At 74.3% G+C, this 20,655-nt stretch carries 19 protein-coding genes; all 19 read left to right on the forward strand.

Going from position 1 to position 20,655, the window contains the following annotated elements:
- The first annotated feature begins 39 nt into the window (after positions 1–39).
- The 19 genes from RM555_RS10850 to RM555_RS10940 all read left to right on the forward strand — a co-directional run bounded on the left by RM555_RS10850 (position 40) and on the right by RM555_RS10940 (position 20,625).
- Positions 40–1,602: a UDP-N-acetylmuramoyl-L-alanyl-D-glutamate--2,6-diaminopimelate ligase gene (locus RM555_RS10850; protein ID WP_311411622.1), complete on the forward strand. Its 1,563-nt coding sequence runs from the start codon at positions 40–42 to the stop codon at positions 1,600–1,602.
- The gene (locus RM555_RS10855) at positions 1,599–3,023 is read left to right on the forward strand and encodes a UDP-N-acetylmuramoyl-tripeptide--D-alanyl-D-alanine ligase (RefSeq protein WP_311411623.1); all 1,425 of its coding nucleotides are present in this window, start codon (positions 1,599–1,601) and stop codon (positions 3,021–3,023) included. Before RM555_RS10850 ends, RM555_RS10855 begins: the two co-directional genes overlap by 4 nt.
- A complete protein-coding gene (gene mraY / locus RM555_RS10860) occupies positions 3,020–4,147 on the forward strand; it encodes a phospho-N-acetylmuramoyl-pentapeptide-transferase (protein ID WP_311411624.1) in 1,128 nt (375 codons plus the stop codon). Before RM555_RS10855 ends, mraY begins: the two co-directional genes overlap by 4 nt.
- Before the next feature lie 308 nt (positions 4,148–4,455).
- Positions 4,456–5,868: an FtsW/RodA/SpoVE family cell cycle protein gene (locus tag RM555_RS10865; protein ID WP_311411664.1), complete on the forward strand. Its 1,413-nt coding sequence runs from the start codon at positions 4,456–4,458 to the stop codon at positions 5,866–5,868.
- Entirely contained in the window at positions 5,868–6,974 is a 1,107-nt protein-coding gene (gene murG / locus RM555_RS10870) for an undecaprenyldiphospho-muramoylpentapeptide beta-N-acetylglucosaminyltransferase (protein ID WP_311411625.1), read from the forward strand. Before RM555_RS10865 ends, murG begins: the two co-directional genes overlap by 1 nt.
- A 197-nt stretch (positions 6,975–7,171) precedes the next feature.
- Positions 7,172–8,725 carry a UDP-N-acetylmuramate--L-alanine ligase gene (gene murC / locus RM555_RS10875; protein ID WP_311411626.1) on the forward strand — a complete coding sequence of 518 codons (1,554 nt, stop codon included), beginning with the start codon at positions 7,172–7,174 and terminating at the stop codon, positions 8,723–8,725.
- Positions 8,722–9,537 (forward strand): cell division protein FtsQ/DivIB, encoded by an 816-nt coding sequence (locus tag RM555_RS10880; protein ID WP_311411627.1) that lies wholly within the window; start codon positions 8,722–8,724, stop codon positions 9,535–9,537. The genes murC and RM555_RS10880 overlap by 4 nt, the downstream gene beginning before the upstream one ends.
- A gap of 246 nt (positions 9,538–9,783) precedes the next feature.
- Positions 9,784–10,899: a cell division protein FtsZ gene (gene ftsZ, locus RM555_RS10885; RefSeq protein ID WP_132236307.1), complete on the forward strand. Its 1,116-nt coding sequence runs from the start codon at positions 9,784–9,786 to the stop codon at positions 10,897–10,899.
- Between the two features lie 9 nt (positions 10,900–10,908).
- Entirely contained in the window at positions 10,909–11,655 is a 747-nt protein-coding gene (locus tag RM555_RS10890; RefSeq protein WP_311411628.1) for a YggS family pyridoxal phosphate-dependent enzyme, read from the forward strand.
- Between the two features lie 191 nt (positions 11,656–11,846).
- Positions 11,847–12,542, forward strand: coding sequence for a cell division protein SepF (locus RM555_RS10895; protein ID WP_132236311.1), 696 nt, complete (start codon positions 11,847–11,849; stop codon positions 12,540–12,542).
- A gap of 30 nt (positions 12,543–12,572) precedes the next feature.
- Positions 12,573–12,878, forward strand: coding sequence for a YggT family protein (locus tag RM555_RS10900; RefSeq protein ID WP_088999245.1), 306 nt, complete (start codon positions 12,573–12,575; stop codon positions 12,876–12,878).
- Between the two features lie 44 nt (positions 12,879–12,922).
- The gene (locus RM555_RS10905; RefSeq protein ID WP_311411629.1) at positions 12,923–13,735 is read left to right on the forward strand and encodes a DivIVA domain-containing protein; all 813 of its coding nucleotides are present in this window, start codon (positions 12,923–12,925) and stop codon (positions 13,733–13,735) included.
- Between the two features lie 76 nt (positions 13,736–13,811).
- Positions 13,812–14,435 (forward strand): hypothetical protein, encoded by a 624-nt coding sequence (locus RM555_RS10910; protein WP_311411630.1) that lies wholly within the window; start codon positions 13,812–13,814, stop codon positions 14,433–14,435.
- Positions 14,436–14,453: 18 nt separating this feature from the next.
- On the forward strand, positions 14,454–14,753 hold the full coding sequence (locus tag RM555_RS10915; RefSeq protein WP_151455895.1) for a DUF167 domain-containing protein: 300 nt from the start codon (positions 14,454–14,456) through the stop codon (positions 14,751–14,753).
- Between the two features lie 22 nt (positions 14,754–14,775).
- Positions 14,776–16,275 carry a potassium/proton antiporter gene (locus tag RM555_RS10920; protein WP_311411631.1) on the forward strand — a complete coding sequence of 500 codons (1,500 nt, stop codon included), beginning with the start codon at positions 14,776–14,778 and terminating at the stop codon, positions 16,273–16,275.
- Between the two features lie 222 nt (positions 16,276–16,497).
- Complete coding sequence (locus RM555_RS10925; RefSeq protein ID WP_121400566.1) at positions 16,498–16,917, forward strand: TraR/DksA family transcriptional regulator; 420 nt, start codon at positions 16,498–16,500, stop codon at positions 16,915–16,917.
- A 66-nt stretch (positions 16,918–16,983) separates the two neighbouring features.
- Positions 16,984–17,619, forward strand: coding sequence for a signal peptidase II (lspA, locus tag RM555_RS10930; RefSeq protein WP_311411632.1), 636 nt, complete (start codon positions 16,984–16,986; stop codon positions 17,617–17,619).
- Positions 17,616–18,560, forward strand: coding sequence for an RluA family pseudouridine synthase (locus RM555_RS10935; protein WP_311411633.1), 945 nt, complete (start codon positions 17,616–17,618; stop codon positions 18,558–18,560). The genes lspA and RM555_RS10935 overlap by 4 nt, the downstream gene beginning before the upstream one ends.
- A gap of 289 nt (positions 18,561–18,849) precedes the next feature.
- Positions 18,850–20,625 carry a MinD/ParA family ATP-binding protein gene (locus RM555_RS10940; RefSeq protein ID WP_396888730.1) on the forward strand — a complete coding sequence of 592 codons (1,776 nt, stop codon included), beginning with the start codon at positions 18,850–18,852 and terminating at the stop codon, positions 20,623–20,625.
- Positions 20,626–20,655 lie beyond the last annotated feature (30 nt).

The following is a 20,655-nucleotide window of genomic DNA, read 5'->3' on the forward strand; positions in this document are numbered from 1 at the left end:
GACATCATCGGTGAGTGCGGACGAACCACCGGGGCGGCAGTGCGGCCGGAACCGGACGACCGGGTAGGGTCTGACGCCGTGCCCGGCAATCCTCGTCCCCGTACCGTGATCGGTGTCCGGCTCGGCGACCTCGCCACCCGGCTCGCCGTCGAGCCCCCGGAGGGCGCCGCCGAGCTGGTGGTGACCGGGGTGACCCACGCCAGCCAGGAGGTCCGCCCCGGCGACCTCTACGCGGCCCTGCCGGGCGCCCGCCGGCACGGGGCGGAGTTCGCCGCCGGTGCGGCGGCCGCCGGCGCGGTGGCCGTGCTGACCGACCCGGCGGGCGCCGACGCGGCGGCCGAGGCGGGCCTGCCGGCGCTGGTGGTGTCCGACCCGCGCGCCGCGCTGGGCACCCTCGCCGCGGCCGTCTACGGCGACCCGACCGAGGGACTGACGGTGATCGGGGTGACCGGGACGGCCGGCAAGACCTCGACGGCCTACCTGGTCGAGTCCGGCCTGCGCGCCGCCGGCCACACCACCGGCCTGATCGGCACCGTCGAGACCCGCCTCGGCGACCTGGCGATCGACAGCGTGCGCACCACGCCCGAGGCCACCGACCTGCACGCCATGCTGGCCGCCGCCCGCGAACGCGGCGTCACCGCCGTGGTCATGGAGGTCTCCAGCCACGCCCTGGCGATGGGCCGGGTCGGCGGGGTCCGGTTCACCGTCGGCGGCTACACCAACTTCGGCTCCGACCACCTGGACTTCCACGCCGACACGGCGGACTACTTCGCCGCGAAGGCGCAGCTGTTCGACGGGCGCTGCGCGGTCGAGGTGCTCAACCACGACGACCCGGCGCTGAAGTCGCTGTACCGCCCGGCGACGGTCACCTACTCGGCGGCCGGCGACCCGAGCGCCACCTGGTGGGCCGACGAGGTCGGCGGCGAGGGCTACGCGCAGCGGTTCACCGCGCACGGCCCCGACGGGCTGACCCTGGCGGCCGGCGTGGCGCTGCCGGGCCGGCACAACGTGGCCAACGCCCTGCTGGCCATCGCCGTGCTGGTCGCCGCCGGGGTGGACCCGGAGACCGCCGCCGCCGGAGTCGCCGCGTGCGGCGGGGTCCCCGGCCGGCTGGAGCTGGTGGACGCCCCCGGCCCGGTGCGGGGCGTGGTCGACTACGCGCACAAGGCGGACGCGATCGTCGCCGCGCTGGCGGCGCTGCGGGAGCTCAGCGCGGGCCGGCTGATCTGCGTGATCGGTGCCGGTGGCGACCGGGACCGGGGCAAGCGGCCGGTGATGGGCGCCGCCGCGGCGGAGGGAGCCGACGTGGTGCTGGTGACCGACGACAATCCGCGCACCGAGGATCCGGCGGCGATCCGGGCCGAGGTGCTCGCCGGCGCCCGGCGCGCCGGCACGACGGCCCGCGTCGAGGAGGTGGCCGACCGCCGGACGGCGATCGACGCGGCCGTCCGGCTGGCCGAGCCGGGCGACGTGGTCGCGGTGCTCGGCAAGGGCCACGAGCGCGGGCAGGAGATCGGTGGCGAGGTGCACCCGTTCGACGACCGCACCGAGCTGGCCGACGCGTTGCGCGCCCGCTTCGCCGACCCGGCGGGTCAGCGGTGATCCCGCTCAGCCTGGCCGAGGTCGCCTCGGCGGTCGACGGGCGGCTGGCCGGCGCCGACCCGCAGGCCCGGGTCACCGGCCCGGTCGAGTTCGACTCGCGCAAGGTGCGCCCGGGCGCGCTCTTCGTCGCCTTCCCGGGCGAGAAGGTGGACGGGCACGACTACGCCGCGGGCGCGGTGGCGGCCGGCGCGGTGGCCGTACTCGGCACCCGTGCGGTGCCCGGCGTGCCGATGGTGCTGGTCGACGACGCGCTGGCCGCGCTGGGCCGGCTGGCCCGTGCGGTGGTCGACCGGCTGCCCGGTCTCACCGTCGTCGGGTTGACCGGCTCGTCGGGCAAGACCACCACCAAGGACCTGATCGCGCAGCTCACCGCGCGGCTCGGCCCGACCGTCGCCCCGCCCGGGTCGTTCAACAACGAGCTGGGGCACCCGTACACGGCGTTGCAGGCCGGGCCCGAGACCCGCTACCTGGTGATGGAGAAGGGCGCCCGGGGGGTGGGACACGTGCGCTACCTCTGCGACGTGGTGCCGCCCCGGATCTCCGTGGTGCTCAACGTCGGGGTGGCGCACATCGGCGAGTTCGGCTCGGTGGAGACGATCGCGCTGGCGAAGGGCGAGCTGGTCGAGGCGCTGCCCGCCGACGGCCTGGCCGTGTTGAACGCCGACGACCCGCTGGTCGACGCGATGGCCTCGCGTACGGTCGCCCGGGTGGTCCGCTACGGCGAGGCGGCGCACGCCGACGTGCGGGCCGAGGACGTGACGCTGGACGACCGGGGGCGGCCCGCGTACACCCTGGTCACCCCGGAGGGGACCGCGCCGGTGCGGCTGGGGCTGACCGGCCGGCACCAGGTGTCCAACTCGCTCGCCGCCGCCGCGGTGGCCCGCGAGCTGGGCATGCCGCTGGCCGAGCTGGCCACCGCGCTGGGCGCCATGGGGCTGGTCTCCACCCGTCGGATGGACGTCTTCGAACGCGCCGACGGGGTGACCGTGATCGACGACTCGTACAACGCCAACCCCGCCTCGATGGCGGTCGCGCTGCGCGCGCTGACCGGCATCGGGCGGGAGCGGCGCACCGTCGCGGTGCTGGGCTACATGGCCGAGCTGGGTCCCTTCGAACGCGACGGGCACGCCGAGGTCGGCCGGCTCGCGGCCGAACTGGGCGTCGACCGGCTGCTCGTGGTGGGCGAGCCGGCCGCGCCGATCCACGAAGGCGCGACATCGGTAGGTGACTGGGGAGGAGAGTCGGTGCTGCTCACCGATCAGGCGGCGGCCGTCGAGGTGCTGCGGAGCGAGTTACGACCGGGCGACGTCGTCCTGGTGAAGGGCTCCCGGTACCGCACCTGGGAGGTGGCCGACGCGCTGCGCGCGGACGCCGCCGGCAACGGATCCGATCCGACGGCGACGGGGGGCGGCGCCGCATGAGGGCGGTCATCGTCGCCATCGGGGTGGCCTTCCTGGTGTCGCTGCTCTGCACCCCGATCGCGATCAAGGTGTTCGCCCGGCTGAAGGCCGGCCAGCCGATCCGATCGAACCTCGGGCTCGCCAGCAACGAGGGCAAGAAGGGCACGCCGACGATGGGCGGCGTGGTGTTCATCCTCGCCACGGTCATCGCGTACGTGGCCGGCCACCTGGCGCTGACGACCCTGCCGGACGCGCAGATCGCCCAGGTCGAGCCGACGATCACCGCGCTGGTGCTGCTGGGGCTGATGGTCTTCTCCGGCGCCGTCGGCTTCATCGACGACTTCCTCAAGGTGCGCAAGCGGCACAGCGGCGGGCTCAACAAGCGGGGCAAGCTGCTCGGCCAGATCCTGGTCGGCGCGGTCTTCGGCGTCGTGGCGCTCTACTTCCCGAGCACCATGACCGACGCCTCGGGCGCGGAGACCAACACCGAGACCGTGGGCAGCACGACGCTCAGCTTCATCCGGGACATCCCGGCGCTCGACATCACCAAGATCGGCGCGGTGGTCATCTTCATCTTCGTGGTGATGGCGGCCACCAACGGCGTCAACCTCACCGACGGCCTCGACGGCCTGGCCACCGGCGCCTCGGTGATGGTCCTCGCCGCGTACGCGCTGATCGCGTTCTGGCAGTACCGGCACTGGTGCGCCGACCCGAACTACACCCAGGACTACTGCTACGCCGTCCGGGACCCGCTGGAGATCGCGCTGATCGCCGGCGCGGCGGCCGGGGCCTGCGTGGGCTTCCTGTGGTGGAACACCTCGCCGGCGCGGATCTTCATGGGTGACACCGGCGCGCTGGGCCTCGGCGGCCTGATCGCCGGCATGGCGATGTCCACCCGGACGATCCTGCTGCTGCCGATCATCGGTGGCCTCTTCGTGATCATCACGATGTCCGTGGTGATCCAGATCATCTCGTTCCGCACCACCGGCAAGCGGGTGTTCCGGATGTCGCCGTTGCAGCACCACTTCGAGCTCGCCGGGTGGAGCGAGGTCAACATCGTGGTCCGGTTCTGGATCATCGCCGGCATCGGCGTGGCCATCGCGCTGGGCCTGTTCTACAGCGAGTTCCTCGCGAACATGACCTGAGCCGGCCGGCGGTTCCCGCCGCGGGGCCCGGGCGCGCGTCGCCCGGGCCCCGCGGCGTGTCCATCGGCCGCGACGGCGCGCGCGCCCCGGCGCAAGCCCGACACGCCGACCGGGCGGTTGCGCCGGTGGCGACCCGGCGGAACCGCCATGATGGTCGGGTGGGGGAGGGACGAGGCATCGAGGTCACGGCGGAGGGGACGGCCGGGCGGTCGGCGGGAGGCAGGCTTACGCGCGACGCGCCCGCCGCGACGCGGGGACCGGACGATCCCGGTCCCCAGGTGCCGCGCGGGCTGGGCCCGGCGGGCGGGCTGGCCGCGCTGCGCGGGCTGCTGGACCGGCCGCTGGCCTCCTACCACCTGCTGCTGTCCAGCGCCGGCCTGCTGCTGCTGATCGGCCTCACCATGGTCTTCTCCGCGACCAGCGTCCGGGACTACGCGGAGAACGGCAACGCCTCGACGTCGCTGGTCAAGCAGGCGATCTTCGCGGTGATCGGCATCGTCGCGTTCTGGGCGTGCCAGCGGCTGCCGGCGACGACCTACCGGACGCTGGGCCGGCCGCTGCTGTTCACCGCCATCGGCCTGCTGCTGGTGCTCAACCTGCTGCTCGCCTACGCCCGGCTGACGGGTCAGGAGTCCGCCCGGATCGGCCCGGTCGAGGCCCGGCTGCTCTGGCTCTTCGTCGGCGGCATCCAGGTGCAGCCCTCCGAGTTCGCGAAGTTCGCCCTGGTGCTCTGGGGGGCCCACGTGATCGCCCGCAAGGGCGCCGCGCTGGGCTGGTGGCGGGAGCTGGCCACCCCGCTCTTCCCGGTGGTGGGCCTGCTCTTCGTCCTCGTCGGCTACAACGACCTGGGCACGATGCTCTGCCTGCTCGCCCTGGTGGTGGGGCTGCTCTGGGCGGCCGGGGTGCGGATGCGGGTCTTCGCCGCGCTCTCCGCGGTGGGCCTGCTCGGCATCGGTCTGCTGGTCGCGGTGGCCTCGCTCGGCGCCGGCTCCGGCGAGAAGGGCGAGGAGAACTACCGGCTGGCCCGGCTGACCGCCTTCATCAGCCCGCCCCCGCCGGACGAGTGCAAGCTGGCCGACTGCTACCAGATCGCCCAGGCCCGCTACGCGATCGAGAACGGCGGCTGGTTCGGCGTCGGCCTCGGCAAGAGCATCGCCAAGTGGCAGTGGCTGCCGGCGGCGGAGAACGACTTCATCTTCGCCGTGGTCGCCGAGGAGCTGGGCGTCGTCGGGTGCGTCGTGGTGGTGGCGCTCTTCGCCGTGCTGGCGTACACCGGGCTGCGGATCGCCCGTCGGGTCGACGACCCGTTCCGCCGGCTCGCCGCCGCGGCGGCGACCACCTGGCTGGTCGGCCAGGCGGTGATCAACATCGGCGGGGTGGTCGGCCTGCTGCCGCTGACCGGTGTGCCGCTGCCGTTCATCTCCGACGGCGGCAGCGCCCTGGTCGTCACCCTCGCCGCCATCGGGATGCTCGCCTCCTTCGCCCGCGCCGAACCTGACGCCGCCAGAGCGCTGCATGCCCGTCCGCCGGCCAGATGGGTCCGACTACTCTGGGCCCCGTTGCCGCCGCTTCCCGGGCGGCGCCGCCGTCCGGCGGCGCCCCAGGCTGCCCGAGGGTCCGTACCCCGGTCGCGGGAGCGGCGGCCGGACGATGTGGCCGCACCGCGCGGTGTCCGGCTGGCCCGGACCCGCCGCGGGTCGGCGGACGAGAGGAGACGTTGATGGGTCCGCTGCGTTCGGTGGTGCTCGCGGGAGGTGGCACCGGGGGGCACATCTACCCGCTGCTCGCCTTCGCCGACTGCCTGCGCCGACACGACCCCGGCGTCCGCATCACCTGCCTGGGGACACCGAAGGGCCTGGAGAACGAGCTGATCCCGCCGCAGGGCTACGACCTGCGGCAGATCCCGGCCTACCAGCTGCCCCGGTCGGTGAACATGAACCTGGTCAAGACCCCCGGCCGGATGTGGACCGCGGCCCGCGCCGCGGGCAAGGTCATCGAAGAGGTGCGCGCCGACGTGGTGGTCGGCTTCGGCGGGTACGTCTCCGTGCCGGCCTACCTCGCCGCCTGGCGGCGCGAGCTGCCGATCGTGATCCACGAGGTCAACGTGCCGCCGGGGGTGGCCAACCGGCTGGGGATGAGGTTCACCCGCCACGTGGCGGTCGGCTTCCCGCACCAGCCCGCCCAGGCCGAGGCCCTGCGCGACGCCCGCGTCGTCGGCGTGCCGCTGCGCCGGGGCATCGCCGGGCTGGACCGGTTCGCCATGCGCAACGCCGCCAGGGCCCACTTCGGACTCCGCCCCGACCTGCCGGTGCTCTTCGTCGCCGGTGGCTCGCAGGGCGCCCGCTCGATCAACCTCGCCGTCGCCGGCGCGGCGAAGGAACTCGCCCGCAACGGGGTGCAGGTGCTGCACGTGATCGGCGCCCGCAACGAGCCGGTGCCCGTCCCCACCGACCTGCCGGTGCCGTACGTGACGCTGCCGTACCTGTCCGAGATGGAGGCCGGCTACGCCGCGGCGGACCTGATGCTCGGCCGGGGCGGGGCGATGACCTGCGCGGAGGTGGCCGCCATCGGGCTGCCCACCATCTACGTGCCGTACCCGCACAGCAACCAGGAGCAGAAGCGCAACGCGCTGCCCGTGGTGGAGGCCGGCGGCGGGCTGCTCGTCGACGACGCCGAGCTGACGCCGGACTGGGTCGAGCGGACGGTCATCCCGCTGATCAGCGACCCGCACCGGCTGCACGCGATGGGCTCCGCCGCCGCCGCGTACGGCCGCCGCGACGGCGACGAGGCACTGCTCAACTTCGTCCTGGAGGCGGTGGCCCCGTGAGCGCGAGGAGTGAGCTTGCGAGCCCCGCAGTCGCGAACGAAAGGCAGGCGCCGTGAGCGCGAGGAGTGAGCTTGCGAGCCCCGCAGTCGCGAACGAAAGGCAGGCGCCGTGAGCGCGAGGAGTGAGCTTGCGAGCCCCGCAGTCGCGAACGACGGTGGCCCCGTGATTCGGCGCACCGCGACGGGAAGGTACTCGGCATGAACACCGCACAGTTCACCCCGGCCGGCACGCTCACCGCCGAGGACCTGGGCACGATCCACCTGATCGGAGTGGGTGGGGTTGGCATGAGCGGGCTGGCCCGGCTCTTCCTGACCCGGGGCATCCGGGTCTCCGGCAGCGAGTTGCGGGAGTGGCCCTCGCTGGCCGGCATGCGCGCCCTCGGCGGCACGATCCACATGAGCCACGAGGTGTCCAACCTCGACGGCGTCGACACCGTCGTCTACTCCTCGGCGATCCCGCAGGACCACCTGGAGATGGTGGAGGCGCGCCGGCGCGGCCTGCGCGTGCTGCACCGCTCCGAGGCGCTGGCCGCCGCGATGACGGGCCGCCGGACGGTGGCGGTCGCGGGCACCCACGGCAAGACCACCACCACCTCGATGGTCACCATGGTGCTCCAGCAGGCCGGGCAGGACCCGTCCTTCGTGATCGGTGGGGAGATCTCCGAGGTCGGCTCGGGCGCCCACCACGGCACGGGCGAGCACTTCGTGGTCGAGGCGGACGAGAGCGACCGCTCCTTCCTCATCTACCGCCCGTACGTGTCGATCATCACCAACGTCGAGGCCGACCACCTGAACACCTACGGCGACCTGGCCACGCTGGAGGCGGCCTTCGCCGAGTTCGCCCGGCTCACCGACCCGGACGGCTTCATCATCACCTGCGCCGACGACCCGGGCGGCCGGCGGCTGGCCGAGACGCTGCGCGCGGAGGGCCGTCGGGTGCACACCTACGGCGAGGCGGCGGACGCCGACCTGCGGCTGACCGACATCGCCTCGTCGGCCCGGGGGGTGCGCTACATCGCCAGCATCGACGGGCGGTCGCTCGGCGAGTTCCGGCTGCCGGTGCCCGGGCGGCACATGGGGCTCAACAGCGCCTCGGCGGTGCTGACCGCGTACCTGCTGGGGCTGCCGCTGGAGGCGGCGGAGGGCGCGCTCGCGGCGTTCCCCGGCGTGCGGCGGCGCTTCGAGCGCAAGGGCGTCGCGGACGACGTGCTGGTCTACGACGAGTACGCCTACCATCCGACCTCGATGACGCTGGCGTTGCAGACGCTGCGTGAGGTGGCCGGGGACGGCCGGCTGATCGTGGTCTTCCAGCCCTACCGGCTCTACCGCACCCGCGAACTCCAGGCGGAGATCGCCGAGTCGTTGGCCATCGCCGACGAACTGGTGCTGCTGGAGGTCTTCGGCCCGGGCGAGCTGCGTGAGCCGGGGGAGGGCTCGGCGGCGCTGATCGAGGCCGTGGCGCTGCCGGCGGAGCGGAAGGTCTTCGTGGACTCGTGGGAGGCCGCGCCGGTGGAGGTGACCCGGCGGGCCCGCCCCGGCGACGTGGTGGTGACCATGGGCGCTCCGCCGATTTCCCTGATGGGCGACCAGCTGCTGGCCGCGCTCTCGGCGCGTACCACCGATCCGGCGGCGCCGGCGGGCACGACGCCCGGCGGTGACGCCGGCGGGACGACGACCATCGGCGGCACCGTCCCCGGCGTCGGCGGTGCCGGCGGCGCGGTCGCGGACGGCGCGGCGCCCGCGGCCGGATGAGTCCCGGTCCGGCGCGGGGGCGCACCACCGGCGCGGACGGCGGCGGACGGCGCGGGCCGCAGCGGCGGTGGCAGCTGGTCCGGGCCGGCAGCGACGCGGTCCCCGCCTCGACCCGCCGGTTCATGGCCCGGGCCCGGCAGCGTCGGATGCGCGCGGCCCTGCCGTGGGCGGTCGCCGCGGGCGTGCTCGCGGTGGCCGGGCTGGTCGCCTGGACCCTGCTCGGCACCGGCCTGTTCGGGGTGCGCGAGGTCCGCGTCGAGGGCGCCGAGCTGGTCACGACGGTGCAGGTCCGCGACGCGGCCGCGGTGCCCGACGACGCCCCGCTGGCCCGGGTGGACCTGGCCGCCACCGCGCGGCGGGTCGGCGAGCTGCCGGCGGTCCAGCGGGCGGTGGTGACCCGGGACTGGCCGGACACGCTGGTCGTCCGGGTGACCGAGCGCACCGGCGTGGCGGCGGTGCCGCGCGGGGAGCAGTTCGTGGTGATCGACCGCGCGGGCGTGGTCTTCCGGAGCGTGCCGCGGCCGCCGGACGGCCTGCCGGTGGTCCGACTCGCCGACCCGGGCCCGGACGACGGGTCGACCCGGGCGGCGCTGGAGGTGCTCGGTGCGCTCACCCCGCAGCTGCGCGCCGAGCTGGTGGACGTGACCGTCGAGGGGCTGGCCCGGATCACACTGCGGCTGCGCGGCGACCGGGTGGTGGTCTGGGGGGACGCGACCCGGGGCGCGGACAAGGCCCGGGTGGCCGGCGCCCTGCTCGACCGGAAGGCCGACACCATCGACGTCAGCGCACCCGACGTGGTTACCCTGCGGTGAGCGGCCGCTCAACCGGCGACGTGACCCGCCCCGCTCCGGCGGCGACACGCCGAGCGGGTCCTTGGCTCATCGCGTGAGGGCGCTTACGTTGCCCCGAAGGGGATCAGTGGTTGACATAACAGTAAGCCTCTAGTAGAGGGTGAGGGTTCAACCCTGATCCTCGCTGGCGACAGCTGTCGTCGGCCGCTGGTCTGGCCAGGCCCTACCCGGTCGGCCCATGCCAATCTCGAAGGGAAAGGACCGGAGATGACACCTCCGCACAACTACCTGGCGGTCATCAAGGTCGTCGGCATCGGTGGCGGCGGCGTCAACGCCGTCAACCGGATGATCGAGGTTGGGCTCAAGGGCGTCGAGTTCATCGCGATCAACACCGACGCGCAGGCGCTGCTCATGAGCGACGCCGACGTGAAGCTCGACGTCGGCCGTGAGCTGACCCGCGGGCTCGGCGCCGGCGCCAACCCCGACGTCGGCAAGAACGCCGCCGAGGACCACCGCGACGAGATCGAGGAGGTGCTCAAGGGCGCCGACATGGTCTTCGTGACCTGCGGCGAGGGCGGCGGCACCGGCACCGGCGGCGCGCCCGTGGTGGCGAACATCGCCCGCAAGCTCGGCGCGCTGACCATCGGCGTGGTCACGCGGCCGTTCTCGTTCGAGGGCAAGCGCCGCCAGGTGCAGGCGGAGTCCGGAATAGACGAACTGCGCAACCAGTGCGACACGCTGATCGTCATCCCCAACGACCGGCTGCTGGCGCTCGGCGACCGCAACATCAGCATGATGGACGCGTTCCGCACCGCCGACCAGGTGCTGCTCTCCGGTGTCCAGGGCATCACCGACCTGATCACCACGCCGGGCCTGATCAACCTGGACTTCGCCGACGTGAAGAGCGTGATGAGCGGCGCGGGCAGCGCGCTCATGGGCATCGGCAGCGCGCGGGGCGAGAACCGTGCCGTCGAGGCGGCCGAGGCGGCCATCTCCAGCCCGCTGCTGGAGCAGAGCATGGACGGCGCGCGCGGCGTGCTGCTCTCCATCGCCGGCGGGTCGGACCTGGGCCTGTTCGAGATCAACGACGCGGCCCAGCTCGTCACCGACGCGGCCCACCCCGACGCGAACATCATCTTCGGCGCCGTCATCGACGACGCCCTCGGCGACGAGGTGCGGGTCACCGTCATCGCGGCGGGCTTCGACGGCGGCACGCCGGCGTACAAGGCGGCCGAGCCGCCCCGCAAGAGCAACCAGAACCAGCCGGCGCAGCCGAGCGCCCCGGTCGCGCCGCCGGCCACCATGCCGGCCCCGCAGCAGTCGCCCCGCCGGGTGCTCTTCGACGACGTCGACGTGCCCGACTTCCTCAAGAACGGTTCCTGAGTACCGCCGATGACCGACAGCCCAGCCACGGTGCGCCCGGACCGGCGCGCCGAGATCGCGGCCGGCCTGGGCCGCGTACGGTCCCGGATCGCGGACGCCTGTGCCGCCGCGGGTCGGGACGACTCCGAGGTCACCATGATCGCGGTGACCAAGACCTACCCGGCCGGGGACGTGGTGGCCCTGGCCGGGCTCGGCGTCGTCGACATGGGGGAGAACCGCGACCAGGAGGCGTCCGCCAAGTCGGCCGAGGTGGCCGCGGCGGGGGTGACGCCCCGGTGGCACTTCATCGGGCAGTTGCAGCGCAACAAGGCCCGGTCGGTGGTCCGCTACGCCGACGTCGTGCACTCGGTCGACAGTGTCCGGCTGGCGCGGGCGCTGGACGCGGCGTCGGCGGCGGCGCGGGACCGGCCGCTGGACGTGCTGGTCCAGGTGAGCATCGACGGCGACGCGGCCCGGGGCGGGGCGCTGCCCGGCTCGGCCGATCCGGGCGCCGGGCTCGGCGCGGTGGCCGAGGCGGTGGCCGGGGCGGAGGCGCTGCGACTGGCCGGCCTGATGGCGGTGGCGCCGCTGGGCTGGGAACCGGAGCGGGCGTTCGCCCGGCTGGCCGAGGTGGCCGCCGGGTTCCGGACGGTCCACCCGGGAGCCGCCGCGCTCTCCGCCGGGATGAGCGGCGACCTGGAAATCGCGATCCGGTACGGCGCGACACATGTCCGCGTCGGCAGCGCGTTGCTCGGAATGCGTCCCACGCTGCGGTAGCCTGACCGCGGGAAGCAAATTACATCTGTGTTGTTTGGGGGAGCGGCATCCCGTTGTCGGGGGTCGTGGCACGCGACGCGAATCGCGTGCCAGGGGATTGCCGATCCGCCCCGGTGGGCAGAAGTGGTCCACTCGCGACAAGCGACACGGTACGGGGGCGCGTGCCGCACGGCGGACGGGAAGGGCGCGGGATGGGTGCACTGCGCAAGGCGGGGGTCTGGCTCGGTCTGGTCGAAGAGGACGACGAGCGGGCCTACGACGACGGTGGCTACGACAAGGGTGGCTACCGCGATTCGCGTTACCGGCAGAGCCGGTACTCGGAGGAGTTCGCCGACGACGACGAGGACGACTCCGAGGAGCCGCCGGCGCCCCGGTCCCGGCTGAGCGACCGTGGCCGGCTCTCCGAGCGCGCCGCCGGTCGGGTGGCCGACGCCGAGCGGGGCGACACCGACCGGGCGGAGCGGGCCGAGCGGTCCAGCGTCCGCTCCATCACCCGGCCGTCGGCCGGCGACACGTCGGGCGCGCTGACCTACCACACCCGCGACAACCTGGCCCTGGCGCCGCAGGCGCAGCCCCGGGAGCGTGCGGTGGTCGCCGAGGAGGAGCAGCGCTACCAGATCACCACGCTGCACCCCACCACGTACCGGGAGGCGCGCACCATCGGTGAGCACTTCCGCGACAACGTTCCGGTGATCATCAACCTCACCGAGATGGACGAGGCGGACGCGCGCCGACTTGTGGACTTCGCCGCCGGTCTGGCGTTCGGGCTGCGGGGTACGATCGAGCGCGTGACCAATCGGGTGTTCCTGCTCTCACCGGCCAATGTCCAGGTCACCGCGGAGGACAAGGCCAAGATCGCCGAGGGCGGCTTCTTCAGCCTGAGCTAGCCCCGCCCGACCCGAGGGACGTCGCCTGCCGTGTTGTCGATCGTGCTGCAAGTGCTGTATCTGGTGCTCTACTTCTTCCTGCTCGTCCTGCTGGCCCGGTTCGTCCTGAGCGCCGTCCTCCAGTACGGCCGTCGCTGGCAGCCGGGGCGCGGGGCATCGGTGGGGCTGGAAATCGTGTGGAGCGTCACTGATCCCCCTCTCAACGCGTTGAGGCGTGTGATCCCTCCGTTGCGAATTGGTACCGTGAGCATCGACCTGGCCTCACTTGTGCTCCTGGTTATCCTGTTCGTGCTGATGGAGTTCGTGTTGAGGCGGTCGATCATCGGCACCGTCTGATGACCGACGCGCTTTCGCGGCCGCAACTGACCCGAGGAGTTTCGATGCCGCTGACCCCGGCCGACGTCCACAACGTCGCCTTCAAAAAGCCGCCGATCGGCAAGCGGGGCTACGACGAGGAGGAGGTCGACGCTTTCCTGGACGAGGTCGAGCGCGAGCTTGCCCGTCTCATCGAGGAGAACAACGAGCTGCGCGCCCAGGTGGAGCGCGGTGGCCGTGGTGGCGCCCCCGCCGGCCCCGGTGGCGACGCCCGTCTCGCGGCGGAGCTCAACGACGTCAAGGCCCAGCTCGACCGGGTGCAGCGCGACAAGGCGGCGGCCGAGCAGGCCGCCCGCGCGATGCAGGCCGAGCTGGAGCAGGTCCGCTCCGCTGGTGGCCCGGCCGTCGGCGGCGCCGACGGTGAGCAGCAGGCGCTGCGGGTGCTGATGATGGCCCAGCGGACCGCCGACGACCACGTCTCCGACGCCCGTCGCGAGGCCGACCAGCTGCTCTCCGAGGCCCGTTCCAAGGCCGAGGAGGTCACCCGCGAGGCCCGCGCCAAGGCCGACGCCCTGGAGCGCGACGCCCGCCAGCGGCACCAGGAGGCCATGGGCGGCCTGGACGCCAAGCGCACGGCCCTGCAGAAGCACATCGAGGAGCTCAAGCAGTTCGAGCGCGAGTACCGCACCCGGCTCAAGGCCTACCTGGAGAGCCAGCTGCGTGACCTCGACGGCCGCGGCCAGGGCCTGGAGGTCGAGATGACCCGTGGGGGTGAGGGCACCCGGGCCGCCGGCGGCGGCAACGGCCTGGCCACCGCAGGGCTCGCCGGCTCCTACGGCGGCGGCGGTCGCTCCGGCGCTCTCGAGACCGGGCGCTGAACCATCGGTCGGCGACCGTCGTCACGATGACGGTCGCCGACCTCGCCTCATCAGCACGACGCGGCGGGGGTGAGCTGTGATAGTCGCCAGTCTCCTGCTCATCCTCGTCGCGGTGGTGCTGCTGGTGCTCGGCCTGGCCGGTGGCTCCAGCGTCCTCCTGACCATCTCCATCGCGGCCAGCCTGCTGGCCGCCGTCGCGCTTGTCGCGGGCGCCCGCCAGGCGGCCGCGGACCGGGCGGCGGCGGACCCGGGCCGGCCGGGGTGGCGACCCCGTCGGGCGACCCGCCCGGCCGGACCGGCCTTCGCCGGTGGGCCGTCGGCGGAGCCGGAGATCCCCGTCCAGCACGTTCCTTCCACGGTCGACGCCGACGGCACCGGGTGGCGGCAACCGCCCGAGCCGCCGGTGACCGACGGCGCCGTACCGGCCGCCGCCACGCCCGGCGCCGGCCCCGCCGTGCCGTACGACGACGAGCCGCCCGCGCAGGACGTCACGCCGGGCGAGGCCGCCCGGGTGGCCCGCCTCGCCGCCGAGGTGCGGGTGGTCGACGGGCGGCCCCGCTACCACCTGGCCGACTGCGCGTACCTCGTGGGGCGGGAGCACGAGCCACTGCCGGTCGCGGAGGCCGTCGACCTCGGCTTCACCCCGTGCGCCCGCTGCGCGCCCGACACCGCCCTGCTCGCCGACGCCGGTCGGATCTGAGCGGCGGGACGCCTCCTGATGGACGCCACGCTGACCGTCGCGGTCCGGGTGAAGCCCGGCTCCGCCCGGGCCCGCGTCGGCGGCCGATTCGACGGGCCGCACGGGCCGGCCCTGGTGATCGCGGTGCACGCCCCCGCCGTGGACGGGCGGGCCACCGAGGCGGCCCGGCGGGCGCTGGCCGGGGCGCTGGGCGTACGGCCGGCCGTGGTGTCGTTGCGGGCCGGCGCGGCCAGCCGCGACAAGCTCTTCCTGGTCGAGGGGCCCGCCCCGGAGTTGACGGAGGCACTGCGCCGGCTGCGTGACGGGGCCGCCGGGTGACGGACGCCGGGGCCGGGCGGCGGTGACGCCGGGGCTGGATCTCGCGCTCCTGCTCTGTGCGGGTGTCCTGCTGGTCGCGGTCGGCGCGGTCCGTCTCTCCACCCGGCTCGGCGTGCCGAGCCTCCTGGCCTACCTGGCCCTCGGGGTGGCGATCGGGGAGGCGGGGCTGGGCATCCGCTTCGACGACGTCGAGCTGACCCGGACCCTGGGCTTCTGCGCGCTCATCGTGATCATCGCCGAGGGCGGGCTGACCGCCCGGTGGAGCACCCTGCGGCCGGTGCTCGGGCTGGCCGCGCTGCTCTCCACGGTCGGCGTGGTGGTCAGCATCCTGGTCGTCGGCCTCGTCGTGCACCTGCTGCTGGGACTGGACTGGCGGCTGGCCCTGCTCTACGGCGCGGTGCTCTCCTCCACCGACGCGGCGGCGGTCTTCGCCACGCTGCGCCGGCTGCGGCTGCCGCCCCGCCTGGTGGCCACCCTGGAGGCGGAATCGGGGATGAACGACGCCCCGGTCGTGCTGCTGGTGGTGCTGCTGTCCCGGGAGGGCGTCACCCACCCGTGGTGGTACGAGATATCCCTGCTCAGCTACGAGCTGGGCGTCGGCGCGGCGGTCGGTCTGGCGGCCGGCGTCGGCGGGCGGTGGGCGCTGCGCCGGGCGGCGCTGCCGTCGGCGGGGCTCTACCCGATCGCGGCGGTCGGGCTGACCGTGTTCGCCTACGCCGCCGGCGCGGTGCTGCACGCCTCGGGTTTCCTCGCCGTCTACGTGGCGGGGGTGATCCTCGGCAACGCCCGGCTGCCGCACCGGCAGGCGATCCTCGGCTTCGCCGACGGCCTGGCGTGGCTGGCCCAGATCGGGCTCTTCGTGCTGCTCGGGCTGCTTGTCTCGCCGGGCCGGTTGGGCTCGGCGGTGCTGCCGGCGGTGGTCGCCGGGCTGGCGCTGGTGCTGCTGGCCCGGCCGCTGTCGGTGGCGGCGTCCGCACTGCCGTTCCGGTTCGACCTGCGCGAGCAGGCGTTCCTGTCCTGGGCGGGGCTGCGCGGGGCGGTGCCGATCGTGCTCGCCACCATTCCGCTGTCGGAGCGGGTGCCGGGCGCCGACCGGCTCTTCGACTCGGTCTTCGTACTGGTGGTGATCTTCACGCTGCTGCAGACGGGGACGCTGGCTCCGGTGGCCCGCCGGCTGCGGGTGACCGCGCCGGCCGAGGCGACCGAGATCCGGGTGGAGACGGCGCCGCTGGAGCGGATGGGCGCGGACCTGCTCCAGCTGGAGGTGCCGCCCGGTTCCCGGCTGGCCGGGGTGCACGTCGACGAGTTGCGGCTGCCGTTGGGCGCCTCGGTGACCCTGGTGCTGCGCGACGGGGCGGGCGTCGTGCCCGGTCCGGACTTCCGGCTGAAGACCGGCGACAGCATGTTGATCGTGGCCACGGCCGGGGTGCGCGACGAGGCGGAGCGGCGGCTGCGGGCGGTCAGTCGGCGGGGCCGGCTGGCCCGCTGGTTTGGCGAGTACGGCCGGGGTCCCGACGCGTGATCTGCTAGCGTTCCTTTTGCCCCGGTTAGGGATGACCAGGGGCCGAACGCCGGTACGTCGGAGCGGCACGTTGTCGTGCGCCTGTACGTTCCGTATTCTTGCGAATCTCCGGAGTGCGCGGCCCCGTCGCCGCGCGCCCCTTTTGTACCTGGGGGCGCCGATGCCGGCGGCCCCTGTCCAGGTACCGCGGAACGCCGCGGTTCCGCGGCCGAGGGAGCGACGATGGCGAAGCCAGCCGACACCAGGACCGCCGGCCGGAAGCCGGTGGCGAAGGCCACCCGCAGCGCTGCGGAGACCGAGAAGATCCGGGCGGCCCTGGCGGCGCGGCGTGACGAGTTGCGCGCCGAGTACGATCGGACGCTGAGCGAGATCACCGAGCTGCAGCGCGACCGGCTGACCGACTCGGCCGGGGACGACCAGGCCGACACCGGGACCAAGACGTTCGAGCGTGAGCAGGAGATCTCACTCGCCAACAGCATCCTGGAACGGATCACGCAGGTCGAGCGGGCGCTGGAGCGGCTCGACGAGGGTGGCTACGGCTGGTGCGAGCGGTGCGGCAACCCCATTCCGGTGGAGCGGCTCGCCGCCTTCCCGTCGGCCACCCTCTGCGTGACGTGCAAGCAGCTGGAGGAGCGGCGCTGAGGCCCGCTCCCCGGCGGCCATGGGAGGCGGCGCGGACGCGTCGCCGCGAGCGTCGATGGGGAGCAGATGTCCGAAGCACCGCCCGCCGGGCCCGGCAGTACTGAGCCGGGTGCCGACAGCGCCGAGCCGAGGTCCGGCACGCCCCACCGCCGGGCCGCCGCCACCCTGTTCGGCCTCGCGCTCACGGTGCTCGCCGCCGACGCGGCGACCAAGCACCTCGCCCTGGGTGCCCTCGAGGACCGCGAGCCGGTCAGGCTGCTCGGCGGTGCGGTCTACCTCAGCCTGACCCGCAACAGCGGCGCGGCGTGGAGCATCGGCGCCGACTACACCTGGGTCTTCCCGCTGATCACCCTCGGGGTGGTCGGTTGGATCGTCTGGATGGCGCTGCGCCTGCGCTCGCTGCCCTGGGCGATCTCGCTGGGCCTGGTGCTGGGCGGGGCGCTGGGCAACTTCGTCGACCGGGTCTTCCGCGCCCCGGGCTGGTTCGTGGGGCACGTCGTGGACATGGTCAGCGTCTTCGCCCCGTACGGCCGGGTGTTCCCGGTGTTCAACCTGGCCGACAGCGCCCTCGTCTGCGGCGTGCTGCTCGCCCTCCTGCTGGAGTTGACCGGCCGGCAGCGTGACGGCAGCCGGATCGGCCACGGCGAGTCCACCGACGAGGCGGCGGCCCAGGCCGACGCCGGGCAGCGGGAGCGGGCATGACCGCCGCCTTCGCCGCCGGCGGCGACCACCGTTCCCTGCCCGTCCCCGACGGCCTCGACGGTACGCGGCTCGACCAGGCCGTGTCGCGGCTGTTCGGGCTGTCCCGCACCGCCGCCGCGGCCCTGGTCGACGCCGGCGACGCGCTGGTCGACGGGGCCGCCCGGCCGAACTCCTACCGGGTGAAGGCCGGCTCCTGGCTGGAGGTGACCCTGCCCGCGCCGGTCGCCCCGCCCACCGTGGTGCCGCAGGCGGTGCCCGGGCTGCGGGTGGTGTACGCCGACGACGACATCGTGGTGGTGGACAAGCCGGTCGGCGTCGCGGCCCACCCGAGCCCCGGCTGGACCGGCCCGACGGTGATCGGCGCGCTGGCCGCCATCGGGCACCGCATCTCGACCAGCGGCGCCGCCGAGCGGCAGGGCGTGGTGCACCGGCTCGACGTCGGCACCACGGGCATCATGGTGGTGGCCAAGAGCGAGCAGGCGTACACCGCGTTGAAGCGGGCGTTCAAGTACCGCGAGGTGGAGAAGCGCTACCACGCGGTGGTGCAGGGGCACCTGGACCCGCTGCGCGGCACCGTCGACGCCCCGATCGACCGGCACCCCACCCACGACTACCGCTGGGCGGTGGTCTCCGGCGGCAAGCCGAGCATCACCCACTACGACACGGTGGAGGCGTTCCCGGCGGCGAGCCTGGTCGACGTCCGGCTGGAGACCGGGCGCACCCACCAGATCCGGGTGCACTTCTCCACGCTGCGGCACCCGTGCGTGGGCGACCTCACGTACGGCGCCGACCCGACCCTGTCCGCCCGGCTCGGCCTGTCCAGGCAGTGGCTGCACGCCCGGTCGCTGAGCTTCCTGCACCCCCGCACGGGGGACGAGGTGCGCTTCGTCAGCGACTACCCTGACGACCTGGACCGCGCGCTCGAGATCCTGCGCGACTGAGCGTCGTCCCGCCCGTGACGATCCGACGAGGGGATCCCGCCGTGTGTGCCGGTGCCCCCGACCCGACCGTGGGCGAAACGTCGGAACCCGCGCCGGGCGTGACGGAACCATCACCGACATCGGCCGGACCGGCCGGCGGCGGGTCGCCGCCGGCCGCCCTGTCGACCTCCCCGTACGCCGGCATCGACGGCGTACCGGGGGCCGTGCCGTGACGGGAGGAAGAACCGAAGGTGCGTAGACGGGTGTGGTCCGAATAGGGTTTCGTTCGTAGCCTGTCAGACGGGCATCGATGGCGCTGGGAGGGCGAGCCGTGGAGGGCAGCGAGACCGGCTGGGGGCGGCCGGCCGAACCAGCACCGCGGTGGCGGGCGCTGCTCGACCGGGCCCGGCACGGCAGCCGCACGGCCGAGCAGGCCGAGGCCGACCGACACGCCGATCCGCCGCCCCTCCCGCCGGAGCCGCTGCCCCGCCGCTCGTCGGGCAACGGCTATGCCGCGCGGGTGCCGGCCATCGGGCGGGCCCCCGAACCGTACGTGCCGGAGCCCGGCCCACCGCCGTACGGCGCGGACGCCCCACCGCCGTACGGCGCGGAGTACGGCCGCCCGGTCGACGCGGGCTACCGGGCCGAGGCCACCTACCGGGTGGAGCCGGCCTACCGGGTGGACCCGCTGGAGCCCGCCTACCGGGTGGAACCGGAACACCCGCCCGAGCCGACCTACCGGTCGGATCCGGTCGAGCCGACCTACCGGTCGGATCCGGTCGAGCCGTCGTACCGGTCGGATCCGGTCGAGCCGACCTACCGGTCGGATCCGGTCGAGCCGACCTACCGGTCGGGCTCCATCGAGCCGGCCTACCGGGTGGACCCGATCGAGCCGACCTACCGGGCGGACCCGGGGTATCCGGCCGAGCCGGCGTACCGCGTGCCGGCCCAGCCCCCGCCGCCCCGCATCGAGACCGAGCCGCGCCGGGGCCCGGGGCCGGTCGAGTCGCGCTACGCGGTGCTGGACAACGGCTACCGGCACGAGTCGCCCCCGGTCGAGTCGCGCTACGCGGTGCTCGACAACGGCTACCGCTCCCGGCGCGCCCACCAGGCCCCGCCCGCCGCACCACCGCCCGTTGTGCCGCCGCCGGCCGTGCCACCGCCCGCCGCGCCGCCGCTCGCCGTGCCACCGCCCGCCGTGCCGCCGCTCGCCGTGCCGCCGCCCGTCGAGCGGGGCTACCCGGCGCGCGTCGAGTGGCGCCCGCGCGGCGCGGAGGACGAGGTGGAGCGCGCCGTCGGGGTGCTCCGCCGCGACCTGGGCACTCCCCGGGTGCTCGCGTTCGCCAACCCGAAGGGCGGCGTGCACAAGACCACCGCCACCGTGCTGGCCGCGGCGACCGTCGGCAGCGTACGCGGGCGGGGCGTGCTGGCCTGGGACGACAACGAGCTGCGCGGCACGCTCGGGCTGCGCGCCGGCAGCGCCCGGCACGCCCGGACCATCCGGCACCTGGTCGGCGATCTCGCGCACGTCGAGATCAAGGAGGGCCCCGAGCTGCTGGCGCACCTGGACGACTACCTGCGGCACGCCTCCGACGGCTCGTACGACGTGCTGGCCGGCGAGGAGAGCCCCCGTTTCGCCCAGCGGCTCGACCAGTTCACCGTCCGGCGGGTGCTGGAGTTGCTGCGGCGCACCCACGACGTGGTCTGCGTGGACACGGGCAACAACGTGGAGAGCGCCAACTGGCGCACCGTCATGCAGGCGGCGGACCAGCTCGTGGTGACCACCGTGCCCCGCGAGGACGCCGCGTTCAGCGCCGACTGGATGCTGGACCTGCTGCACGAGGTCGGCATGGGGGAGCTGGCCGACAACGCGGTCACCCTGATCTCCTGCCCCACCCCGGGCCGCTCGCCGTTGCAGGACGACCTGGAGCGGCACTTCGCCACCCGTACCCGGGCCGTCGCCGTGGTGCCGTACGACCCGGCACTGGAGACCGGCTCCTCGATCGAGTACCACCAGCTCCAGCAGGAGACCCGGCAGGCGTGGCTGAAGGCCGCCTCGGTGATGCTGGAGCCGTTCGCCCGGTGAGCGGGTGTGCCGCCACCGACCGCCCACTGC

It is taken from the genome of Micromonospora reichwaldensis (genome assembly GCF_031845925.1).
GTDB classification, from domain to species: domain Bacteria; phylum Actinomycetota; class Actinomycetes; order Mycobacteriales; family Micromonosporaceae; genus Micromonospora; species Micromonospora reichwaldensis.

What these genes read in the sequence shown, in the direction of transcription:
- mraY (WP_311411624.1), top strand. Translation starts at nt 3,020, where the DNA reads ATGAGGGCGGTCATCGTCGCCATCGGGGTGGCCTTCCTGGTGTCGCTG.
- murG (WP_311411625.1), top strand. Translation starts at nt 5,868, where the DNA reads ATGGGTCCGCTGCGTTCGGTGGTGCTCGCGGGAGGTGGCACCGGGGGG.
- murC (WP_311411626.1), top strand. Translation starts at nt 7,172, where the DNA reads ATGAACACCGCACAGTTCACCCCGGCCGGCACGCTCACCGCCGAGGAC.
- RM555_RS10880 (WP_311411627.1), top strand. Translation starts at nt 8,722, where the DNA reads ATGAGTCCCGGTCCGGCGCGGGGGCGCACCACCGGCGCGGACGGCGGC.
- ftsZ (WP_132236307.1), top strand. Translation starts at nt 9,784, where the DNA reads ATGACACCTCCGCACAACTACCTGGCGGTCATCAAGGTCGTCGGCATC.
- RM555_RS10890 (WP_311411628.1), top strand. Translation starts at nt 10,909, where the DNA reads ATGACCGACAGCCCAGCCACGGTGCGCCCGGACCGGCGCGCCGAGATC.
- RM555_RS10895 (WP_132236311.1), top strand. Translation starts at nt 11,847, where the DNA reads ATGGGTGCACTGCGCAAGGCGGGGGTCTGGCTCGGTCTGGTCGAAGAG.
- RM555_RS10905 (WP_311411629.1), top strand. Translation starts at nt 12,923, where the DNA reads ATGCCGCTGACCCCGGCCGACGTCCACAACGTCGCCTTCAAAAAGCCG.
- RM555_RS10915 (WP_151455895.1), top strand. Translation starts at nt 14,454, where the DNA reads ATGGACGCCACGCTGACCGTCGCGGTCCGGGTGAAGCCCGGCTCCGCC.
- RM555_RS10925 (WP_121400566.1), top strand. Translation starts at nt 16,498, where the DNA reads ATGGCGAAGCCAGCCGACACCAGGACCGCCGGCCGGAAGCCGGTGGCG.
- lspA (WP_311411632.1), top strand. Translation starts at nt 16,984, where the DNA reads ATGTCCGAAGCACCGCCCGCCGGGCCCGGCAGTACTGAGCCGGGTGCC.
- RM555_RS10935 (WP_311411633.1), top strand. Translation starts at nt 17,616, where the DNA reads ATGACCGCCGCCTTCGCCGCCGGCGGCGACCACCGTTCCCTGCCCGTC.
- RM555_RS10940 (WP_396888730.1), top strand. Translation starts at nt 18,850, where the DNA reads ATGGCGCTGGGAGGGCGAGCCGTGGAGGGCAGCGAGACCGGCTGGGGG.